We start from the raw sequence: 1245 nt of genomic DNA, 5'->3' as shown, positions 1-1245 counted from the left end.
GGCATTGCGCGCCGACGGCGTCCGCATCGTCATGGCCACCGGCGACGCCCAGGGCACCGCGGCGGCCGTCGCGCGGGAGCTGGGCATCGACGAGGTCCATGGCGAGGTCAGGCCGGGGGACAAGGTCGCCCTGGTCCGGCGCCTGCAGTCGGAAGGCTTGCGGGTGGCCATGGCCGGCGACGGCATCAACGACGCACCTGCGCTGGCGGCGGCCGATGTCGGCATCGCCATGGGCACCGGCACGGACGTGGCCATGTCCAGCGCCCAGGTGACCCTGGTGAAAGGCGACCTGGGCCGCATCGGCACCGCGCGCCGGATTTCCGCCGACACGGTGCGCAACATGCGCCAGAATCTGGGTTTTGCGTTCCTGTACAACGCCATCGGCGTGCCGGTCGCCGCTGGCGTCCTGTACCCGACGTTCGGCCTGCTGCTGAGCCCGATGCTGGCGGCGCTGGCCATGAGCCTGAGCTCGGTGTCGGTGATCACCAACGCCTTGCGGCTGGGCCGGGGCGGTGCCAACCATCCCTGACTTGACATAATATGCATTATGCGAAGTCATGGATGGGTGCTCGGGAGCCCCACTACGGGTCAGGCAGCTCCTTTCAAGGCCCCCAGCGTGGCGAAACCCGCCCCGGTGGCCAGCAAGGACCCACCCACGTGCAACCCCACATGGGCCAGCGCCCAGCCGTACTGTTGGCGCGACAGCAGCTCGAAAGCTTCGGCGGAAAATGCCGAGAACGTCGTCAGCGCGCCCAGGAAGCCGGTGACGATCAACAGCCGGACCTGCGGCGACACGCCAGGTTCCAGCGCGAACCACGCCAAGGCCAGGCCCACCAGGTATCCGCCAACGATGTTGGCCACGAGCGTGCCAGGCGGCAGCTGCGGCCACAGCGCATTGAGGGCTGACCCCAGTCCCCAGCGCAACCAGGCGCCCATCGCCGCGCCGGCACCCACCGCCAGGAAGCCACCCGGGTTGAAGGTCCCCGTCATCGGCCGATGATCCCACTCACCGCGGGTGGTCGCCAACCGCAACGGGCGGCAGCGACGCGTAGTACGCGGCGACGTCGGCAATGTCGCGATCGCTCAGCCCGGCTGCGGCGCGCTCCATGATCGGCGCATAACGCGTGCCGCCGCGCCCGCCATCGCGGAACAGGCGCAGCTGCAGCGCGAGATAGCCGGCGTACTGGCCGTCCAGCCGTGGATACATCCGGTTGCGCTCGCCAGGACCAGCCCCGGGTCCATGGC

At 69.8% G+C, this 1245-nt stretch carries 2 protein-coding genes and 1 pseudogene; 1 reads left to right on the top strand and 2 read right to left on the bottom strand.

Annotated elements, in window-relative coordinates; all coding sequences use genetic code 11:
- On the top strand, nt 1-529 hold a 529-nt coding region (locus QAA18_RS04580; RefSeq protein ID WP_279411382.1), incomplete at its 5' end, for an HAD-IC family P-type ATPase.
- Nucleotides 530-588: 59 nt separating this feature from the next.
- On the opposite strand, the gene crcB is transcribed toward QAA18_RS04580, so the two are convergent.
- A complete protein-coding gene (gene crcB, locus QAA18_RS04575) occupies nt 589-990 on the bottom strand; it encodes a fluoride efflux transporter CrcB (RefSeq protein WP_279411379.1) in 402 nt (133 codons plus the stop codon).
- A 16-nt stretch (nt 991-1006) separates the two neighbouring features.
- Nucleotides 1007-1245: pseudogene (locus tag QAA18_RS04570) on the bottom strand (cytochrome c4); the annotation flags it as partial.

Origin of the sequence: Luteimonas sp. 8-5 (genome assembly GCF_029763755.1) — a bacterium.
Taxonomy (GTDB): Bacteria; Pseudomonadota; Gammaproteobacteria; order Xanthomonadales; family Xanthomonadaceae; genus Cognatiluteimonas.
This window is presented reverse-complemented; position numbering and strand designations above follow the sequence as displayed.

Excerpts from the sequence above, each read along its gene's own strand:
- crcB (WP_279411379.1), bottom strand. The coding sequence starts at position 990 with ATGACGGGGACCTTCAACCCGGGTGGCTTCCTGGCGGTGGGTGCCGGC.